The organism is Paenibacillus sp. Y568 (assembly GCF_059445545.1).
This window is the reverse complement of record NZ_JCAIUM010000004.1, coordinates 337,361-355,224: the sequence shown is the minus strand read 5'-3', so window position 1 is coordinate 355,224 and position 17,864 is coordinate 337,361. Positions and strand designations below refer to the sequence as shown.

The window sequence follows — 17,864 nt, the reverse complement described above, 5'->3', positions numbered from 1 at the left end:
TCTACTTTTAAGGGAGTTCCTTTTCTCTAGTTGCTATTGACCCATTCCGAAGATCTTTTTAAAGCGTACTAACGCACCCTGTTTGATATCCATTTGCATTAGAGGTACCGTGTCTCCTAGAATTCGACGAGCAATATTGCGATAAGCAATGGCCGCTTTGGAGTCAGGGTTCATTACTATTGGTTCACCATGATTGGATGCCTTTATCACATACTCATCATCGGGTATGATCCCAATCAAGTCAATATTCAGTACTTGCAGAATATCCTCAATATCTAGCATGTCACCCGACTTAACCATATTATGACGTATTCGATTCACAATGAGTTTTGGAGATTCAACATGAAAGCTTTCCAATAGACCAATAACCCGGTCAGCGTCTCGAACTGCAGCATTCTCTGGCGTGGTTACTACAATAGCCTTATCTGCTCCTGCGATCGCATTCTTAAATCCTTGCTCAATCCCTGCAGGACAGTCAATGATCACATACTCATATTCCTTCTTCAGTTCAAGAATAACATCTTTGACCTGATCTGGGCTGACGGAGTCCTTGTCTTTTGTCTGTGCGCAAGGAAGCATAAATAATTCATCGAACCGTTTATCCTTCACCAGTGCTTGCCCAAGTCGGCATCTACCCTCTGTTACATCGCACAAGTCATAAATAATACGATTCTCAAGGCCCATAACCACATCCAAATTTCGCAGCCCTATATCGGTATCCACCAAACATACCTTCTTGCCAAGTAAAGCAAGCGCAGTTCCTATATTGGCTGTTGTAGTAGTCTTACCTACTCCACCCTTACCAGAAGTGACAACAATAGCCTCTCCCATGTACTACACCCCCTTAAACATGTTAAAATCTCTCCGCAATCGTGCTATATTGCTCATCTTATCGATTTGCATAACTCCATCCTGCAAATACGCAAATTCCATACGTGTCTCCCAAGTCTCCCACTCATCAGGTGGACGACTAATCATATTTGAAATACGTAATTGAGTCGGAGCAAAATGAGAGGCAGCAATAACAGTGTCTTCGTTACCATCAAACCCTGCGTGCGCCATCCCACGTAATGCACCCAAAATATAAATGTCCCCAGTACAAGTCACGGAACCTCCTGGATTTACATCTCCAAGAAACAAAAGATTTCCCTCATGATGAAGAACCTGACCGGAACGTACCAAACCGCTCATTATAGTAATATCACTTCCGAGCTCTTTTTCCATTTTTAATTCTGGTGATTCAACAGACCGTACTAACAGATTACCCTTTTTTTTCATAATTTCAAGAATACTCTGCTTCTGTTCTTCGGTTATATGCCGTGAACCTAATTTTATATCCACGTGAATAATTGGACCAGCTAATATATTCGTATGGCTGTGCTCCAGTTTATAGCAAAGATCGGTCAGTAAATCTTGAAATTCACACTCATCATCAAGCAGGAATACCAGGCCATCTTTGATGCCCTTAATCGTGACGTGATTGGATTTTACAGTCATAAGCCTGTCCCTCCCATCTTCATTCATTTCGTTCCCAGAGTCCCAAGTTCCTGCTTTGATCTCTAAATAATAGAATTTGGCTAAGCTGCCGCCTTCTCCTTTTGGTTAAGTTTACTAATTTTCTCTAGCTGAGATCTTAGAGGAACGTAGATTATTAATCCAAAAACAAAGTGTACGAACAAGTCAGGAAGGATATGATGCACTAAAGCCCAATCATATGTTGTGTGATTTATTTGAAATAATGTGTATATTCCGAACAAGGTACTATCTAATAGCAAACTACCCAGAATAACAGACGTCATCATAATAGGCATAGGTGCCCTTGGAGTTTGAAATATGAAGCCAATTAGATAAGCAGACAATCCCATTGCAAAAGAATATGTACCCATGACCTGTCCATAAAATACGATATCATGCAGTATGCCAAATACGATTCCAAGTACTAATGCCGTATGACGGTGGTTATAGATCGATACAAACAAGATCACGATGTAAACCAAATTCGGTACAATTCTAGACTGCCATGCATCCGGAATAAGCCATGGCACGACAGTCCCTTCTACTATAAAAAGAATGAATAATAACAGAATAAGAACAGGTCTACGCATCATCACTATTCAAGAACCTCCGGTGTAAACACAACAAATAGTCGTTTCCAATCTACAAAATTTGCAGCAGGCGTAATGGTCGCTGTTCTCAGCAATCCCATTTCACCCCTTTGAACACTATCAACCGTTCCAATAATCATTGCTTGTGGATACAGTCCGCCACTACCTGAAGTTACAATCGTATCTTTCTCTTTAAGTGGATCATCTTCTTTAATTCCAGTCATAAGTAATGTATGTGTCTTCTCGTCATAACTTTCAATAATACCAAAGGTTTTATGGTTATTAAGCGATGTAACTGCAATCCCGTTTGTATTAGGATCCTTAACATCCATGGTCGTGATCAGATTAACCGTTGAAGTAAAGTTACTGACTTTACTAACGACACCAACAAGACCATCTATAGAAATAACAGACATATTAACCTTCACACCATTACGTTCCCCAATATCTATAACCAATGAGCGATTATTGGGATCCGTATTCACACTAACCACCTGTGCAATACGAAGTTCATAATTATTTTTTTCACTTTGCTCTTTTGTGAATTTAAGGTCCTTTTTCAGCCCTATATTATCAGCTTCCATAAAGTTAAATCGCGCTTTCTCACGTGTATACTGTGCGAGGGCAATTTTAAGTTCCTCATTCTCTTTATGAATATCTTTCAGGTTACCGATATCTTCAAACAAGCCCGCTATATAGCCAGCGGGCTTATAAAAGATGTTTTGCACAAAACCGACCGTATCTCTTAAGAACTTCTCAGGCCAAGACAGACTCGTCCTAGGTCCCACTGTAAATCCCATTAGAGCTACAAACATAACAAGGCCAATTAATATAACAAATAACCGTTTGTTTTTAAGTAACTTAAACAGTTTCAACACCCTCTAACATTGCTGATTTCTGTCCTACCGTCGCGATCTAGCTGAACTCTTAAATAAGTGAATGTTCTCCAACGCCTTACCGGTCCCAATAGCTACACAATCCAAAGGATTCTCTGCAACGATTACTGGCATTCCTGTCTCTTGAGCAAGCAGCTTGTCCAAGTTACGCAATAAAGCTCCACCACCAGTCAGAACAATTCCACGATCCATAATATCTGCTGCAAGTTCTGGTGGACACTTCTCAAGCGTTACCTTTACAGCTTCAATTATAGCATTCACAGTGTCACCTAGCGCTTCGCTAATTTCATCTGAAGTAATCGTAATGGTTTTCGGTAATCCAGTTACCAAGTCACGACCGCGAATTTCCATCGTTTCCACTTGATCTAATGGTAGAGCAGAACCAACTTCCATCTTCAGCAATTCAGATGTGCGTTCACCAATCATTAAGTTATATTGACGTTTGATATATTGAATGATAGATTCATCCATTTCATCCCCTGCAACACGAACAGAACGACTCGTTACAATGCCTCCAAGAGAAATAACTGCTACTTCTGTTGTACCTCCACCGATGTCAACAACCATACTACCCGTTGGTTCCCACACTGGAAGATCAGCACCAATAGCTGCTGCAAATGGTTCTTCAATAATGTATGCTTCACGTGCACCCGCTTGTTTCGTTGCATCTTCAACAGCCCGTTGTTCCACAGCTGTAATCCCTGAAGGAACACATACCATCACATTTGGATGACGTTGAAACATAGAGCGCTGTTTCTGTGCTTGCTTAATGAAATATTTAATCATTGTTGCTGTAATATCGAAATCTGCAATAACGCCATCTTTCATAGGTCGTATCGCTTGAATATTTCCAGGAGTACGTCCAATCATTTTTTTAGCGGATTCCCCAACAGCCTCAATGCTCTTTGTATCCAATCTTATTGCGACTACTGAAGGCTCTCTAACAACAATGCCCTTACCACGGACATAAACGAGTGTATTTGCTGTCCCCAAATCAATCCCTAAATCTTTTGTAAATCCACCTAACATGCTGTAAACTCCCTTTCTGTGTCGAATCTAAACAATATGTTACATCAAACCTTGTTCTTTTAAACTAATATAATTCCCATCCCCAATAATGACATGGTCTATGACCTCAATTCCAATGACATAACCTGCTTCTACTAAACGAGAAGTGATAGAAACGTCTTCCGGACTAGGTGTCGGATCTCCACTTGGGTGGTTATGCGCACATACAATTGATGCACTACTACATTTGATAGCAGCTCTAAACACCTCTCTTGGATGAACTATGGAAGCGTTCAAACTACCTATAGAAAGTGTTTCTTGGGCAATGATGTGATTTTTCGTATTTAGAAATAGACAAACGAAATGTTCTTTTTGTAAATATCTCAATTGCTCACTAAGTACATCGACTGCATCACGAGGGCTACGAATGGTCACTGTATCGCTCATACGAGCTCTAGCCAATCGTTGTCCTAGTTCAATTCCAGCTTTAAGTTGAACTGCCTTTGCATTTCCAATGCCTTTAATTTGTGTAAGTTCATTGATGCTGAGGTCAACTAAATTGCGTATACTGCCAATTTTATTCATGATCCGCTGTGCCAAATGAATAGCCGATTCTTGATGAGATCCTGTTCGTAGCAGTATTGCTAGCAATTCGGCATGGCTTAAAGCCTCTGCCCCATAATGCATCATGCGTTCTCTTGGTCGCTCTTCATGGGGGAGGTCACGTACTAATAGTGACTGCGACTCCACTCTATTCCCCTCTTTCTCCTCAATTCAAACAACAGACTACAAGACATCCATCCCTAATTCCGATAACATATCGGTTAGAAGAGAAAGCGGTAAGCCCACGACATTAAAATAACATCCATGTATGCCGTCAATCAGCATTGCTCCGAGACCTTGTATTGCATAAGAGCCTGCTTTATCAAAAGGCTCACCACTATTTACGTATGCTTGTATCTTGCGATCAGACAATGGCTTCATAGTGACTGAAGTCACCCTATGATTGATCAATGTTCTTCCTGTTAATACATCAATACACGCTACGCCTGTATATACCTCATGGGTCTTCCCCTGAAGAGAAGATAGCATAGAGTAAGCTTCATGATCATTCTTAGGTTTACCAAGTACTTGATTGTCTATTAGCACAATCGTGTCACTACCCACAATAATAGAAGGTTCTGTCTGTCCCAAGCATGTCTGATGTACGGCTTCCGCTTTGCGAAGAGCTAATCCCTCTACGATCTCAGGAGGAGTCCATTCCTCAGGGGTTTTTTCCTCTACATGACTAGGTTTAATTTCGTATGGAATACGTAGAGAGGAGATTAACTCCTGCCGACGCGGAGATGTCGATGCCAGAATAATTCGGTGTGAATATTGTGAAGTCAAATAGAGCTCTCCTTTATCTTCGATTATAGCTTGCGATACAGCCACACGGAGATAATCATGGTCAATAAACTAAGCAAACACAGTTTCATCTGAATGGTAAAATCGTAACTAATAATATTCAAGTCAGCTTGTGGTGACCATTTAATCACCTTTGATGCGGTAAGAAAAGATAGACTTTGAACAGGTTCAAGTGCTATGGCAATCCATGCTCCTACCAACCAGCCAAGCAGCAGAAACAATATAAGCATTCCTACGTTTCTCTTCATTCATATCTACCTCGCCATTTTTTGACACTCACATTATTATACGGTTATTTCAAGCTCAATACAAACAAAAATCCAGTAGGGGAAGTATTTCCATTTTCTCTACCGGATATAGCATCTATTTAGTTGTTTTTCATCATATTAATCATTTGTTTTTGCCCCAACATGTATTCCATCATGTAAGACTGTATCTCCCACAGATGGCCTTTAGATGTATTCTTGTTGTACTCTGTTACAGATGATAGAGCACTATTCATTGTTTGTTCCATCTGCTTCTCTACGACAACTGCCTCAGGACTAAGACCCGCTTGCAATGTTTTTATAGATTCCGTCCATACGCGATGTAGTTCCGTCAATACCGTCATCTCGCTCTCACCTAGAGGGGTAGGGCGCTCCATTCCAAGCAACGAAGCCGACTGAGTACTTAAAGAAGAGATAAGATCTGTACTTACAGTAAAGTAACGACTAAGACTTTCTGAATCCCCTTTAAAGGAAAGTTCGTTAGCTGACGGAAGCGTAATTTCTCTTATGTAGAGCTCTACTCCTTGTGTCTTTAGCTGATTACTAAGCAATTTGGCCTGTTCACGATCTGTTGATATACCTGCATAAACCCGATATCCCAGATCAGGATCAGCACCAGCAGCAAGGCCTATCTTCTGAAGCTCCTGCTTAGCTATATCTACGCGCTCTTCATTACTGAATACGCCGTATTGTAGCATATAATAAGTCTGTGGTTCAATCGTTACTGCAACGGTTGGAAGCTGCCCTTCCGTCTCGACAGGCATATCACTGCTTACAGGCATGCTTTCTATAGTTGTGTTATTTTGAGATGTGTTATTTTGCGAACCCTTAGGAAATATGCTACCTACATCAAAAAGGGAGAGAACTACAAACCCGAACAAAGCCCCTGTCACGATTGCAGCTGTAACAGTGCCAAACACCTTCCACAGTGAAGTAGGTCGACGTGGACGATATTCAGCTGCATAATTCTGATCTATATCAGGTCCTATATTTCTTTCATTTGTGACTTCTTTAGCAGATGGGTCCTCATGTACATCTTCTCTTAGATCGACTCTTGGATGGCGAGTGGTCATCAACTCTTCCCAAGCTTCATTCTTACTGAATGGGTCTCCCCATCCATCCATAGGTTCTGGAACAATCGCTAACCTTGGGTACTCTATATTTCTAGGTTCCTCTGTTAACAACTCACTTCCAACTATCTTTTTCAAGGGCTTCTCCACGTTTACTTGTTCTTCATTCCGCTCCATATGCTCTTTAACTTCGCCAAATCGAAAAGTCATTCTACCCTTATTCATGTATACACCTCACCTTGTCTTATCTTCTATTATCTAGATATATGATAGATTTAAGAAAGATATGTTCAGTAAGGATATGTAAATATGAAATAAATTCAAACATTCTAATATAAATCCTACTAGTGAGTCAAAAGACAAACGGCAGACCAAGGATGAATCCCTTGGTCTGCCGTTATTTCTTAGTATACTTCTATTTCTTATTCAAGTCTTTTGCCAATTCAGCTCCAACCTTCCAGATATCTCCGGCTCCCATCGTTAGAACAACATCTCCGGAAGTCACTCTTGTCTTCAAATCTAGCAGTACATCTTCCTTAGTCGGAAGGTATCTTGCCCCAGAGTTACTGTTCTGAACAATAAGCTCCACTAATTTGGAAGAATGAATTCCTTCGATTTGCTTCTCACCCGCTGGTGAGTAAATATCCGTGATGATAACTTCATCAGCCTCACTAAAAGCTCTGCTGAATGCATCAAGTAAAAAGAATGTTCGCGAGTAACGCTGAGGTTGAAATACCGCGATAATTCTTTTGCCTGTTGCTTTAGCAGCACTAATAGTAGCTTCAATCTCCGTTGGATGATGGGCATAATCATCAATAATTAGAATCCCATTCTCTTCTCCAAGCACCTGGAATCGACGCTTAGCACCATTAAATTCCGAGATACCTTGAACAATAGATGCGAACGGTATACCTGACGTTAAACATACAATAATCGTTGCCATGGCGTTGTATACGTTATGAAGACCTGGAACGGATAATTCAACACTTCCAAGTGCCTCACCACGATGACTTAGGGTGAAAGAAACTTGACGATCCCCAAGAACAATATCACTCGCCATAAAATCCGATTCTGTTTTAATACCGTAAGTAATCATCGAACAGTCTAGTTTAGGCATAATCGACTGTATATTCTGATCATCTCCACAGATTACAGCTGTACCATCTTTCCGAATCTGGTTCAGAAATTGAACATATGCTCTTTTTAACTCTTCGAAGTCACTGTTGTAATTCTCCAAATGGTCTGCTTCAATATTCGTTACGACGCCAAGCCATGGATGATATTGAAGGAATGAACCATCACTTTCATCAGCCTCAGCGACAACGTGTTCACCTTGACCTGCTTTAGCATTCGTTCCTACATTCATGATTTCGCCACCAATGATGTAGGTAGGATCAACGCCACATTTCTCCATGACTAATGCAATCATAGAGGATGTGGTTGTCTTCCCATGCGCACCCGCAACAGCTACACCTTTACGTTCGTTAAGCAATCTTGCCAACATTTGCGAACGGTGTAGTGTAGGAATGTTTAGCTGTTCTGCTTCTACTCGTTCCACGTTATCTTTAGATAACGCAGTAGAATATACGACCCAATCTGCACCATGTACCTGTGCTGCGGTATGACCGATATAGATTTTTGCTCCCTTGGCTATCAACTTCTCTGTCAATTCCTGAGAAGCCACGTCAGAACCCGTGACAGTATAACCCATTTCTAACATCACTCTAGCGATGGCGCTCATTCCGTAGCCACCAATTCCAATAAAATGAACATGTTCTGATGTATTCAACAGTTATTCACCAACCTTTTTCAGAATCGGATCGATTTAAGAGAGATCCTCGCACGTCGGCAATTAAATATAATGTACCGGATACCACTCCAAGATCCTCCGCTTCCGTCCGTAACTTCAATTTCTCTAACGCTATTCTCCAATCGGGTTCAACGATGATTTGCAAATTAGGTTTGCCGTACTTAGGCCGCAGTTGTTCTACAATATAAAGCAGCTTATCTACGTCCATTTTCTTGCGAAAATCCGGCTCTGTCAGGATAAGCGTATCCACTATAGGGAGTATATGCTTAAAGTAGGACTCATGATGCTTATTTGACAACATCCCCATCATCAAATTTAATGATCGATATTCGTAGTACTGAGGAAGACTTTTAGCCAACGTCTCTGCACCTTCTGGATTATGTGCTCCATCCAGTACAATTCTCGGAGAAGTTCCTACTTCTTCTAGGCGCCCTGCCCATGTTGTATTTCGAAATCCTCTTAGGATAGCTTCACCATCCATAACGAATGCCATATACTGGCGAAGTACTTCAAGCACCATCATGGCACCCGCAGCATTTGCAATCTGATGATCACCCTTCATTCCAATCTCAACATCTATCGACCGAAAAGGTCCAGCATAATGAAAAGATTGCATACCAGATTCATACTCTTTTCGTTCATACGTGAACTGTTCATTTGCAAGATATAACGTTGAGTTGGTTCTCTTGGCTGCTGCTCTAATCACTTCTACAACTTCCGGTTGTGTTGCACAACTAACGACCGGGACACCAGGCTTAATAATTCCTGCCTTTTCCGTAGCAATTAATTGTAACGTATCTCCTAAAATATCGGTATGGTCCATGCCCACATTCGTAATGACCGATACGACCGGATTAACAATATTTGTTACATCAAGTCTTCCCCCTAGGCCCGTCTCCCATACCACAACATCAGGTACACAGACCTGTGCGTAGTATAGGATAGCAAGCGCCGTAGACACTTCAAACATGGTTGGAGAACCAAGTTCAGTTTGTGCAATACTCTCTACTATAGGACGCAAACGATTGGTGAGATCAAGTAAGGTTTCTTCAGGAATATCATCGCCATTATATTGAAAACGATTTGTGAATTTAGTGATATACGGCGATGTGAACGTTCCTACAGAATATCCTGTTTCTAACAGCACTTTTGTTAAAAAAGCGCACGTAGAACCTTTTCCATTTGTTCCTGCTACATGAATGAACTTAAGCCGACGATGGGGTTGTCCTAGTTGCTCCATCATGGCCTCCATGCGAGATAGACCCGGTCGAATTCCAAAAGGGATCAAACCATTAATCCAGTTGACTGCTTCTATATAAGTTGTAAGAGGAGCCTTATGCTCGGTTCCAATCTGATCCTCCATACTCTCTCACCTTCAGGTCTATGAATTGGTTGTTACGTTGTTACGCTTAGCCTTTAAGTTCTTCAATTCTAGCTAATACTTTACTACGTTTATCCGAATAGTCTGCCTGCTTCGCACGTTCTTCATCAATCACTTTCGCAGGTGCCTTAGCAACAAAACCTTGATTACTAAGTTTCTTCTCAACCCGCTCTACTTCAGCATTTAACGTTTGTACTTCCTTTTCCAGACGAGCAATCTCTTGTTCAATATCAATTAATCCAGCTAAAGGTAAGTACAACTCAGCACCTGTTACAACAGCGATCATCGATTTATCTGGGGCTGGAATATCCACACCTACTTGGAAGCTAGATGTATTACAGAAACGTTTCACGAAAATCTCATTACGACTTACAATACCAAACACATCAGCATCTCCAGCTTTAACAATTAATTCTACCTTTTTACTCATCGGTACATTAACCTCAGCGCGGATATTACGAACCGTGCGGATGATATCCATCAACATATTCATTTCGTTAACGGCATCAACATTTTCAAAAGATGCGTTATACTCCGGCCATGCAGCCAACGTAATCGTATCCCCTTCGTGTGGAAGGTGTTGCCATATTTCTTCCGAAATGAACGGCATGAACGGATGAATCAAACGAAGCGTACGGTCAAGAACATAGGCAAGAACCGATTTCGTACTCTTCTTAGCAACTTCATCTTCACCATATAAGGACAATTTGGCAAACTCAATATACCAATCACATAGGTCATCCCATATAAAGTTGTATAACAGTCGTCCTGTCTCACCAAACTCGTAAGCATCTATTAGACGCGTAATGTCACGTGAAGTTTCGTTTAGGCGATGGAGAATCCACCGATCAGACGTTTGTAGTTCTCCGCTGATATCAATATCTTCAAATGTGAACCCTTCTAGATTCATAAGTGCAAATCGAGAAGCATTCCATATTTTATTAGCAAAATTACGTGCTTGTTCAACGCGTTCCCAACGGAAACGAAGATCTTGACCAGGTGTACTACCTGTAGAAATCATATAACGCATAGCATCCGCGCCATATTTCTCGATAACTTCTAGAGGATCTACCCCGTTACCCAGCGACTTCGACATCTTCAGTCCATCGGAATCTCTAACAAGACCGTGCATTAATACATCTTGGAATGGAATCTGATCCGTAAATTCAAGCGCAGTGAAGATCATGCGAGCTACCCAGAAGTAAATGATGTCATATCCCGTAACGAGTACATTCGTTGAATAGTAACGTTTCAAATCTTCTGTATCATCAGGCCAACCTAATGTTGAGAAAGGCCACAACGCTGAGCTGAACCAAGTATCAAGTACATCTTCATCCTGTCTAAGTTCGGTACTTCCACATTTCGTACATGAAGTAACATCATCATGTGCAACATGAAGCTCACCACAAGACTCACAATACCATGCCGGAATACGATGACCCCACCAGAGTTGTCTTGAAATACACCAGTCACGTACATTCTCGATCCAATTCAGATAGATTTTCTCGAAACGGTCCGGTACAAAGTTAACACCCTTACCTGATTTCTGTACCTCAATGGCTTTTTCAGCCAATGGCTTCATCTTAACAAACCATTGCGTAGAAAGGTACGGCTCAACTACAGCTCCCGTACGTTCACTATGTCCAACTTGATGAACATGATCTTCGATCTGAATAAGAACACCTTGCTCTTGCAAATCCTTAACAATCTGCTTACGGCAGTCACTGCGATCTAGACCTTCATATGGGCCTGCTAGATCATTCATAGTGCCCGTATCGTCCATAACACTAATCTGTTCCAACTGATGACGCTGTCCTACTTCAAAGTCATTAGGATCATGGGCAGGAGTGATCTTCACAGCACCACTTCCGAATTCCTGTTCAACATAATCATCGGCGATAATCGGTATTTCACGACCCACGATGGGTAGTACAACCATTTTGCCAATCATATCTTTATAACGATCATCTTTAGGATGAACAGCAATAGCTGTATCTCCTAACATTGTCTCAGGACGAGTAGTCGCAACAGTAATATGACCACTTCCGTCTTTCAAAGGATATTTCAGATGATAGAGATGTCCTTGTACCTCTTTATACTCTACTTCAATATCAGAAAGAGCTGTACGTGCAACGGGGTCCCAGTTAATAATATATTTACCACGGTAAATAAGACCCTTCTTATACAAACTTACAAAGACTTCACGAACAGCTTTAGATAGCCCTTCATCCAATGTGAACCGTTCCCTTGAGTAATCCAGAGATAAGCCCATCTTAGCCCATTGTTCATGGATTGTATTCGCATACTGATCTTTCCACTCCCACACCTGATCAAGAAACTTTTCTCTTCCAAGATCGTAACGGGATAATCCCTGGGAACGCAGTTTCTGTTCAACTTTGGTCTGTGTAGCTATACCCGCATGATCCGTTCCAGGAAGCCATAAAGCGTCATAACCTTGCATCCGTTTGGTTCGAATGAGTATATCTTGCATCGTGAAATCCATAGCATGACCTATATGAAGCATTCCTGTCACATTGGGTGGCGGAATTACAATTGTATAGGGTTCTGCTTCTGGTCGTTGGCCTGCTTTGAAAAAGCCACCGTCGATCCAATACTTGTACCATCTCTGCTCAGCAGATTTCGGATCATACGTTGTTGGCATTTCAGTAGTGATCTTAGTCTCATTATCCGTCATAATTAACACCCTCCATTACATCTTCAGAATATCTAAGAACACAAAAAAACCTCTCGCCCTCAAAGGACGAAAGGTTATCTTTCGCGGTACCACCTTTGTTTCATGGTAAGTAAAATAATAAGCCATTATGTTCAGGCTTATAACAATACAAATCATGACACTCATACAGATAACGGCTGCAACCGGCCATATTCTATGCTATTGAGGATAACCTCAAGTATTCAAATAGGCAACTCCAGGGCGACCTTCGTTTGGCTGCATCCTGCGGAATCTTCCAGCGTTACAATTCCGCTCTCTGAAGGGCAACCCAACTACTCTTCCCGTTCACAGTTTATTGTTAAATATTCTACTGTAATAATAACGTTCAAAACGCTCATAGTCAACTTCCCATTCACCCGTTTCTAAGGAAATATACGGAATAGAATAACAAGAAACCCCGTACACAAGAAAAATGTACGGGGTTGGACTTAAAAAAGAGCCATTTCACATGTTATGGAATATACAGGATCTGACCTTCTTCTATCGTCTGCTCTGATAGACGGTTATATAACAGTAGTTCTCTAGGACTCAATTGGTAGCGATCTGCAATGAGATCTAGCGTCTCTTCTCTTTGTACGATGCATAGACGAACTTTACTAAATGGCGTCTTCTCAGATGCACCTCCAAGGAATAGGCTCTTCCATTGAACATCTTCGCTAGTCGATTGATTCTGTTCTTCTTCCCGAGCAATAAGTTGTTCCTCTTGCGCTTGTTGTTCTTGATCTCTGAGCGTTCGCGATCGACTGGAGGTCAATATTGACGATAAGCCCACGTTATCTTGTGAATTAGCAGACGGCTCCTTTTTACTACCAAAACCTATTCTTAACTCTGCTTTCTCCTCATTCTCTTCACTTTGTGTGAATTCAGGTGATGCTGCAGCCGGATTTAAGTCCTCCTCAAACAATTCATTTTCCAATGAATATACTGGAGAAGGCTCATTTACCTCTTCGAGGAAGGTCTCTGCGGATACTTCGTTCACTGTAGAATTTTCATTCTCATCCTTGAAGCCAATATTCCATACATTAGAGTGATCCTTATGACGAGCAAGTTCATCCTCCGTATGTTGCACTGATTCTTGAGCTTCAATGACTTCATGAACACGTTCATCTTGAGCGAATAACACCTCAGGTACATTTCTCTCTAACAAATGCTCTTCTGAGGAATCTACATTTACATAAGTGACATCCTCACTAGTTGGCCGAGAAGCTTCACTTTGATCTGTTTGCCATTCGGGTGTATGAACGACCGTGAAATCTTCCACATTCCAGGATGGCGTATCACTAGGAAGCGTTTCAATTCCTCGTAAAGACAATACCCCAGTAACGTTAAGACTTCTCTTAGATAAAAGATCCACGTCGAAATTCTCGATTTCTACAGCAATCTCATCCAAAGAAGTTACCCGGTTAAGAGGAACGGTGATTTCAACTGGAATATAATGTTCAAGTCGCTCAGTTCCGCTCTCCTCGCCTTCCCCTCTGTACAATCCGGTTAGGATCAAATGACCTCGGAGTGTAGCTTGATCTTCCTGACTTATTACCTGAATATGCGGTAACATCTCAACTTCTTCAAGTTCCGCAATTCCAGCCACTTCTTCTGACAATTGAATACGTTCATAAATATCAAAGCGCAAACCGTAGGACTGGTCAAACACAGGTAACGTCCTCCTTTCGGCATATTATAACCATGAGTCGTCTCACGGCATGAGCCCATTTTTTCTTAACTCATTTTATCTATATGCTTTAAAAAGAAGAGCATGACTCTTTTACCATTATCCTTTGACTTACGTTCTTAGAACATGCTGTAATTCACTCAAATCTGCCGGCCACGGATCTTCAATTTCTATGTATTCTCTAGTAAACGGATGCGTGAAACACAACTTTTCTCCATGTAGTGCCTGTCTGTTCATAACGCTACTATTTCCTCCATACAACGAATCACCTAACAAGGGATGACCCAGATGACTTAAATGAACACGTATTTGGTGCGTACGTCCTGTGTCCAGTTCGAGGTGAACAAGGCTCGCATTCTGATAATGTTCTTTCACTTGTAGACGAGTGATCGCTGATTGCCCTGTAGGAGAAACACGTCGACGCTGAGCGTGATGTCGATCTTTTCCGATTGGTAGATCAATCACGGAAATATCCGGGCTAACATGCCCTTCAACAAAAGCAATGTACTTTCGTTCAATTTGTTTGGAACGCATGTCCTCATCTAACTTTAGTTGAGCCCATTCGTTCTTTGCATATAGAACCGGACCTGATGTGTTCTGATCAAGTCTGTGAATATGTCTAACCGCGACCTCTTCACCCATACCCTCATAATGAGCTGCAACAATATGATCGAGTGTAACCTCACCCTTACGCCCATCGGGATGCACAGTCATTCCTGCCGGTTTGTGCACAACTAAACAGAAGTCATCTTCATAAAGAACTTCAAGTTCCTGCCAGACTGGATTTATGCCAAAAGACTGAGAAGGAAATAGAGCCAGCCGTAGCCTAGCTCCATTCCACTGAACCTTCTTCTCATGTGTTAGTCGTCGTAACAACTTCTCCGGCATCCCCATCGTGTTGCTCAACCAGTTCAGCGTCTCTGCATCACGATCTTCTGCACCTTGAATTGCTTTACCCGGATTGAGTTCTAACCATTCCCCTCGTCGAATCCAGTTCTCTTGTCTACTCATAGAGTCTTAAGCGCATTATAATTGGCTTCAATACTTAAATCGATATCTTCGACACTATGGGCAGCAGAAACGAACATTCCTTCGAACTGTGATGGCGCTACGCTCACACCGTTGTGAACCATAGCCGCAAAATATCGACGGAATGAATCTATATTACTGTTCTTCGCTGTATCAAAGTTGGTCACAGGTCCATCCGAGAAGAATGGACATACCATCGATCCAACGCGGTTGATGGTAACAGGTACACCAAGTTCTTTGGCATTCCGTTCAAATCCTGCCTGTAATTGAGCGGCACGTTCTTCTAACTGCTGATACACTTCTGGCGTAAGTAGCTTAAGTGTTGTATATCCTGCCATCATAGCTAATGGATTACCGCTAAGGGTACCCGCTTGATAGATGGGACCCGCTGGAGAGACCTGTTCCATAAATTCACGTTTTCCACCATAAGCACCTACAGGTAGACCTCCACCAATGACTTTTCCAAGACAAGTTAGATCTGGTGTTATACCAAATAATCCTTGAGCACATTCCCGGTCTACCCGAAATCCTGTCATTACTTCGTCAAAAATAAGCAAACTACCATATTTCGTGGTTAGATCACGTAATCCTTGAAGAAATCCAGGTAGAGGGGGTACAACACCCATATTACCTGCAATGGGTTCAACGATGATACATGCAAGATCCTCACCGTAATGTTCGAATGCAACTTTTGCAGATTCAAGATCATTATAAGGAACCGTGATCGTATTCGATGCTACCCCTTCTGGTACACCAGGGCTATCCGGTAAACCTAACGTAGCTACACCAGATCCTGCTTTGATCAGTAGGCTATCTGCATGTCCATGATAAGAACCTTCGAACTTTAGAATCTTACTTCTACCTGTAATTCCGCGCGCAAGACGAATTGCACTCATCGTTGCTTCCGTTCCAGAGTTAACCATCCGAACAATATCGATTGAAGGAACGCGTTCACACACTAACTTAGCCATCTCTGTCTCAATCAACGTTGGAGCTCCGAAGCTCGTCCCTTTTAAGGCAACTTCTCGGATAGCTGAGATCACTTCTGGATGGGCATGTCCCATAATCAAGGGTCCCCAAGAACAAACGTAATCAATAAAGCTATTTCCATCAATATCATAAATGCGCGAACCTTCTCCACGATCAACATAAATTGGCGTTAATCCTACGCTCTTAAATGCACGAACAGGACTGTTAACTCCACCTGGAATATACTGTTTAGCTTCTTCAAAGGCTGCTCTTGACGCCTCTTCTTTACGATTACCAGACATATTACTCATTCTCGCAACTCCTATCATTTCAATGGTGATAAAATCATCTATCGTATCTAACTCATTCGTTGAAGTCGTAATCTATTTATTTCTCAGTTAACCAACCCGCCATATCCTTAGCAAAATAAGTGATGATAATATCCGCACCAGCGCGCTTCATTCCTGTAAGCATTTCTTGTACAATGGCCTTCTCATTAATCCAACCCTGCTGTGCAGCAGCTTTGACCATAGAATATTCTCCACTTACATTATAGGCTACCAACGGAAGGTCGAATTGATCCTTAATCATCCTCATGATATCCATATAAGCTAACGCGGGTTTCACCATCAACATATCCGCACCTTCAAGCACATCTGATTCTGCTTCTCTAAGGGCTTCTCTTGCATTAGCAGGGTCCATTTGATAAGTTTTACGGTCACCGAACTGAGGTGCCGAATCAGCCGCTTCGCGGAACGGACCATAGAATGCTGATGCGTATTTCACGGAATAGGACATAATCGGAATGTGCTGATATCCCGCTTCATCCAGACCTTCACGAATCGCTTGGACAAATCCGTCCATCATATTAGATGGTGCGATGATATCTGCTCCCGCTTTCGCTTGGGATACGGCAGTCTTCACTAACAGAACAAGTGACTCATCGTTTAGTACATCTCCGTGAACATGGCCATCGTGTTCAAACGTATGTACCATCCCACAATGTCCGTGATCCGTAAATTCACACAGACATGTATCTGCAATGACTAACAATTCTGGATACCAGCTTTTGATCAGGCGAGTGGCTTCTTGCACAATACCATCTTCTGCAAATCCAGAAGAACCCACACTATCCTTTGTTTCTGGTATACCGAACAATAGTACTGCCGGGATTCCTAATGATGCAATATGATCTACTTCATTCTTCAACGTATCCAGTGAGAAATGATATACACCTGGCATAGATGTAATTTCTTTCTTTACATTCGTACCATAGGTTACGAAAATCGGTTGTACCAAGTCTTGTACATTCAGAACCGTCTCCCGTACCATATTACGAATACCTACAGATTGACGTAAACGACGATGCCGTACTAATGGAAAACTCATAGTTGAAAACCTCCTGAAATTTTTCGAGCATATACTGCTTGCGTAACTTCGAGAAAAATTCTACGGAAGCATATGCTTAAATTTTTCGAGCATATACTTCTAGCATAATCTTCGAGAAAAATACTACGAAA

The 17,864-nt window shown here is 41.7% G+C and carries 16 protein-coding genes and 1 other annotated feature; all 16 genes read right to left on the bottom strand.

Going from position 1 to position 17,864, the window contains the following annotated elements:
- Positions 1-33: 33 nt before the first annotated feature.
- The 16 genes from minD to hemB all read right to left on the bottom strand — a co-directional run bounded on the left by minD (position 34) and on the right by hemB (position 17,733).
- Positions 34-831: a septum site-determining protein MinD gene (minD, locus tag AC1D7X_RS08560; protein WP_495455267.1), complete on the bottom strand. Its 798-nt coding sequence runs from the start codon at positions 829-831 to the stop codon at positions 34-36.
- 3 nt (positions 832-834) lie between these two features.
- Positions 835-1,497, bottom strand: coding sequence for a septum site-determining protein MinC (minC, locus tag AC1D7X_RS08555; protein WP_495455266.1), 663 nt, complete (start codon positions 1,495-1,497; stop codon positions 835-837).
- 80 nt (positions 1,498-1,577) lie between these two features.
- A complete protein-coding gene (mreD, locus tag AC1D7X_RS08550; protein WP_495455265.1) occupies positions 1,578-2,111 on the bottom strand; it encodes a rod shape-determining protein MreD in 534 nt (177 codons plus the stop codon).
- The gene (gene mreC, locus AC1D7X_RS08545; protein WP_495455264.1) at positions 2,111-2,983 is read right to left on the bottom strand and encodes a rod shape-determining protein MreC; all 873 of its coding nucleotides are present in this window, start codon (positions 2,981-2,983) and stop codon (positions 2,111-2,113) included. The genes mreD and mreC overlap by 1 nt, the downstream gene beginning before the upstream one ends.
- A gap of 24 nt (positions 2,984-3,007) precedes the next feature.
- Complete coding sequence (locus AC1D7X_RS08540) at positions 3,008-4,030, bottom strand: rod shape-determining protein (RefSeq protein WP_495455263.1); 1,023 nt, start codon at positions 4,028-4,030, stop codon at positions 3,008-3,010.
- Positions 4,031-4,069: 39 nt separating this feature from the next.
- A complete protein-coding gene (gene radC / locus AC1D7X_RS08535; protein WP_495475009.1) occupies positions 4,070-4,759 on the bottom strand; it encodes a RadC family protein in 690 nt (229 codons plus the stop codon).
- A gap of 36 nt (positions 4,760-4,795) precedes the next feature.
- Positions 4,796-5,398: a Maf family protein gene (locus tag AC1D7X_RS08530; RefSeq protein WP_495475008.1), complete on the bottom strand. Its 603-nt coding sequence runs from the start codon at positions 5,396-5,398 to the stop codon at positions 4,796-4,798.
- A 23-nt stretch (positions 5,399-5,421) separates the two neighbouring features.
- Complete coding sequence (locus AC1D7X_RS08525; protein WP_495455260.1) at positions 5,422-5,664, bottom strand: DUF4321 domain-containing protein; 243 nt, start codon at positions 5,662-5,664, stop codon at positions 5,422-5,424.
- A 119-nt stretch (positions 5,665-5,783) separates the two neighbouring features.
- Positions 5,784-6,977, bottom strand: a complete 1,194-nt coding sequence (locus AC1D7X_RS08520; RefSeq protein ID WP_495475007.1) for an SPOR domain-containing protein — start codon at positions 6,975-6,977, stop codon at positions 5,784-5,786.
- 190 nt (positions 6,978-7,167) lie between these two features.
- Positions 7,168-8,541 carry a UDP-N-acetylmuramate--L-alanine ligase gene (murC, locus tag AC1D7X_RS08515; protein ID WP_495475006.1) on the bottom strand — a complete coding sequence of 458 codons (1,374 nt, stop codon included), beginning with the start codon at positions 8,539-8,541 and terminating at the stop codon, positions 7,168-7,170.
- Positions 8,542-8,548: 7 nt separating this feature from the next.
- Positions 8,549-9,925, bottom strand: a complete 1,377-nt coding sequence (locus AC1D7X_RS08510) for a bifunctional folylpolyglutamate synthase/dihydrofolate synthase (RefSeq protein WP_495455257.1) — start codon at positions 9,923-9,925, stop codon at positions 8,549-8,551.
- A 46-nt stretch (positions 9,926-9,971) separates the two neighbouring features.
- The gene (locus tag AC1D7X_RS08505) at positions 9,972-12,638 is read right to left on the bottom strand and encodes a valine--tRNA ligase (protein ID WP_495475005.1); all 2,667 of its coding nucleotides are present in this window, start codon (positions 12,636-12,638) and stop codon (positions 9,972-9,974) included.
- 59 nt (positions 12,639-12,697) lie between these two features.
- Positions 12,698-12,975 (bottom strand) — a binding site (T-box leader).
- 153 nt (positions 12,976-13,128) lie between these two features.
- Positions 13,129-14,328: a LysM peptidoglycan-binding domain-containing protein gene (locus AC1D7X_RS08500; RefSeq protein ID WP_495455255.1), complete on the bottom strand. Its 1,200-nt coding sequence runs from the start codon at positions 14,326-14,328 to the stop codon at positions 13,129-13,131.
- Between the two features lie 129 nt (positions 14,329-14,457).
- Positions 14,458-15,357, bottom strand: a complete 900-nt coding sequence (locus AC1D7X_RS08495; protein WP_495455254.1) for an RluA family pseudouridine synthase — start codon at positions 15,355-15,357, stop codon at positions 14,458-14,460.
- On the bottom strand, positions 15,354-16,655 hold the full coding sequence (hemL, locus tag AC1D7X_RS08490) for a glutamate-1-semialdehyde 2,1-aminomutase (RefSeq protein WP_495455253.1): 1,302 nt from the start codon (positions 16,653-16,655) through the stop codon (positions 15,354-15,356). Before hemL ends, AC1D7X_RS08495 begins: the two co-directional genes overlap by 4 nt.
- Positions 16,656-16,731: 76 nt before the next feature.
- Positions 16,732-17,733 carry a porphobilinogen synthase gene (gene hemB / locus AC1D7X_RS08485; protein WP_495455252.1) on the bottom strand — a complete coding sequence of 334 codons (1,002 nt, stop codon included), beginning with the start codon at positions 17,731-17,733 and terminating at the stop codon, positions 16,732-16,734.
- Positions 17,734-17,864 lie beyond the last annotated feature (131 nt).

Bases quoted from the DNA above. Each gene is read 5' to 3' on its own strand.
- minD (WP_495455267.1), bottom strand. From the start codon at position 831: ATGGGAGAGGCTATTGTTGTCACTTCTGGTAAGGGTGGAGTAGGTAAG.
- minC (WP_495455266.1), bottom strand. From the start codon at position 1,497: ATGACTGTAAAATCCAATCACGTCACGATTAAGGGCATCAAAGATGGC.
- AC1D7X_RS08540 (WP_495455263.1), bottom strand. From the start codon at position 4,030: ATGTTAGGTGGATTTACAAAAGATTTAGGGATTGATTTGGGGACAGCA.
- AC1D7X_RS08525 (WP_495455260.1), bottom strand. From the start codon at position 5,664: ATGAAGAGAAACGTAGGAATGCTTATATTGTTTCTGCTGCTTGGCTGG.
- AC1D7X_RS08520 (WP_495475007.1), bottom strand. From the start codon at position 6,977: ATGAATAAGGGTAGAATGACTTTTCGATTTGGCGAAGTTAAAGAGCAT.
- AC1D7X_RS08510 (WP_495455257.1), bottom strand. From the start codon at position 9,925: ATGGAGGATCAGATTGGAACCGAGCATAAGGCTCCTCTTACAACTTAT.
- AC1D7X_RS08505 (WP_495475005.1), bottom strand. From the start codon at position 12,638: ATGACGGATAATGAGACTAAGATCACTACTGAAATGCCAACAACGTAT.
- AC1D7X_RS08495 (WP_495455254.1), bottom strand. From the start codon at position 15,357: ATGAGTAGACAAGAGAACTGGATTCGACGAGGGGAATGGTTAGAACTC.
- hemL (WP_495455253.1), bottom strand. From the start codon at position 16,655: ATGAGTAATATGTCTGGTAATCGTAAAGAAGAGGCGTCAAGAGCAGCC.
- hemB (WP_495455252.1), bottom strand. From the start codon at position 17,733: ATGAGTTTTCCATTAGTACGGCATCGTCGTTTACGTCAATCTGTAGGT.